This is a genomic window from Shigella sp. SIG6 (genome assembly GCF_053555815.1).
This window is the reverse complement of sequence record NZ_JBQZXC010000237.1, coordinates 1-2,316: the sequence shown is the minus strand read 5'-3', so window position 1 is coordinate 2,316 and position 2,316 is coordinate 1. Positions and strand designations below refer to the sequence as shown.

Genomic DNA, 2,316 nt, shown 5'->3' with positions numbered 1-2,316 from the left:
AACAGGAGAACAATGATATGAGTGTTAAGGCAAGAATACTAGTGCTTTATTATTCCATGTACGGACATATTGAAACGATGGCACGCGCAGTCGCTGTGGGTGCAAGCAAAGTGGATGGCGCAGAAGTTGTCGTTAAGCGTGTACCGGAAACCATGCCGCCGCAATTATTTGAAAAAGCAGGCGGTAAAACGCAAACTGCACCGGTTGCAACCCCGCAAGAACTGGCCGATTACGACGCCATTATTTTTGGTACACCTACCCGCTTTGGCAACATGTCCGGTCAAATGCGTACCTTCCTCGACCAGACGGGCGGCCTGTGGGCTTCCGGCGCACTATACGGAAAACTGGCGAGCGTCTTTAGTTCCACCGGTACTGGCGGCGGTCAGGAACAAACCATCACATCCACCTGGACGACCCTTGCGCATCACGGCATGGTGATTGTCCCCATTGGCTACGCAGCGCAGGAATTATTTGACGTTTCACAGGTTCGCGGCGGTACGCCGTACGGCGCAACCACCATCGCAGGCGGTGACGGCTCACGCCAGCCAAGCCAGGAAGAACTGTCTATTGCTCGTTATCAAGGGGAATATGTCGCAGGTCTGGCAGTTAAACTTAACGGCTAATCTTCAACAGGAGGATACGCATGCCAACTCAAGAAGCGAAAGCTCATCACGTCGGTGAATGGGCATCTCTGCGCAATACGTCGCCGGAAATAGCCGAGGCCATTTTCGAAGTCGCCGGGTACGACGAAAAAATGGCAGAAAAGATTTGGGAAGAAGGTAGTGATGAAGTGTTAGTCAAAGCCTTTGCTAAGACCGATAAAGATTCGCTTTTTTGGGGCGAACAGACCATCGAACGTAAAAACGTTTAACCAGCGACTCCCCCGCTTCTCGCGGGGGAGTTTTCTGTTATTTCACCGCCTCATTCAACACGCTATCAAACTTATCCATCGGGCAGAAACCGTTGGCATCTATCGGGCAACCGCTTAATTCCAGCGTCACGCGCTGCGCAGGTGCCTGCAGGGTTAACGCATCGGCATTACGTAACTGTTCCGCACTCTGGTACACATATTCAATTTTCATCAAATCGCGATTGGCTTTGCTGTCATGCCAACGCTGGAAAACGATTTTGCCGCCAATCGGCGTGCGTTCGTTCTGGTCATGCAACTGATACGGTTTGAAATCCAGCGCCGTTAACAGAGAGGCTATGTTGGAGTCGTGCCCAACTAACACCGTGATTTTCGGAGCACTGGCGCGATCGGTGACCAGGGCTTTGTCGATATAACTGACCAGCGGTTTCGCAACATTGCGCGCCACTTCCGGTGAGGTAAACAGGCTGTCCTGGTAACCGTTTTTCAGCTTCGACAATACCTTCCACTGCTGGTCAGATTTGATTTCTCCCCAGGCCACCTGATCCATCGGAAAACCTTCGTAGTATTGCAAAGTAAACGCATCTACCAGCGAGTTGCCGACTTTCAGCGGCCCGGAAACACCTGGTTCTTGTTGATACTTGGCGCTAAAGGTATTTTTGCCATCCACCAGCGAACACTGTTGTTTCTCTTTACAGGCAGGGGAATCTTTATAGTTAACGATTTTTTCCAGTAGCTGGTAGCTGTCGGTAAGCTGGAGTTTGCTGAGCTCTTTCTCCATTGCCGCCACCGCCTGTTCACTGAATGCGGCGGAATCATCGGTGATCATCGGGTTAAAGGTTGGGTCCATAGTGCCCATTTTTTCCTGGTGATGCACAGGAATATCACACCCAGGGAATGCACCAGTAATAAAGAACTGGGCGGTAGCGACGGTACGTTGCAGACTATTGGCATAGGCATAAACGGTGTCCGGCGGCGGGCATTCCCCCGATTTCACTATCCCCTGCTCTGCCAGCCATTCACGCATGTAATGGCCCATATACACTTCGAGCACGCCACCTTTGGTGGTGAGTTGCCCACCGGGGACGTCCCATTCGGGCCATTTATTCGGCGTCGACTGCTCCAGCACACTGCCATTGTTCGCCAGCGGCGCACGTAAGTTATGGCGGCTCATCATGAGCACTTGCTGTAGCTGATAGCCTTCCGGTACGGTTTGTGCCTGAGCATTTGAAGCGAGTAAAACTATCCCTGCCACAGTTGCGGCGATTAGCGTTTTGTTCATTCCTGGCACCTCTTTTGTTATCAATCATTAAAGAGTGTGACAGAAATATGACTTTTTTCCGGGAACAGGTTCGCAAAATGGCTTGTTGAACGCCTGTTTTTCTATATACATCTTCAAAAACAGGCAAGGTTTGACGCAAACTATGCCTGATTAGCCCCTGCCTCGC

Annotated in this window: 3 protein-coding genes; 2 read left to right on the top strand and 1 reads right to left on the bottom strand. The window is 51.2% G+C overall.

All coding sequences use genetic code 11. The features are described 5' to 3' along the window. The first annotated feature begins 17 nt into the window (after positions 1-17). Both wrbA and ACUU1M_RS19830 read left to right on the top strand, forming a co-directional pair. Complete coding sequence (wrbA, locus tag ACUU1M_RS19835) at positions 18-623, top strand: NAD(P)H:quinone oxidoreductase (RefSeq protein ID WP_152029070.1); 606 nt, start codon at positions 18-20, stop codon at positions 621-623. 20 nt (positions 624-643) lie between these two features. After that, positions 644-871, top strand: coding sequence for a YccJ family protein (locus ACUU1M_RS19830; protein WP_001143120.1), 228 nt, complete (start codon positions 644-646; stop codon positions 869-871). A 37-nt stretch (positions 872-908) separates the two neighbouring features. Here ACUU1M_RS19830 and agp read toward each other — a convergent pair whose 3' ends face one another. Further along, a complete protein-coding gene (gene agp, locus ACUU1M_RS19825) occupies positions 909-2,150 on the bottom strand; it encodes a bifunctional glucose-1-phosphatase/inositol phosphatase (protein WP_001044290.1) in 1,242 nt (413 codons plus the stop codon). Between the last annotated feature and the right edge of the window lie 166 nt (positions 2,151-2,316).

Excerpts from the sequence above, each read along its gene's own strand:
- wrbA (WP_152029070.1), top strand. The coding sequence starts at position 18 with ATGAGTGTTAAGGCAAGAATACTAGTGCTTTATTATTCCATGTACGGA.
- ACUU1M_RS19830 (WP_001143120.1), top strand. The coding sequence starts at position 644 with ATGCCAACTCAAGAAGCGAAAGCTCATCACGTCGGTGAATGGGCATCT.
- agp (WP_001044290.1), bottom strand. The coding sequence starts at position 2,150 with ATGAACAAAACGCTAATCGCCGCAACTGTGGCAGGGATAGTTTTACTC.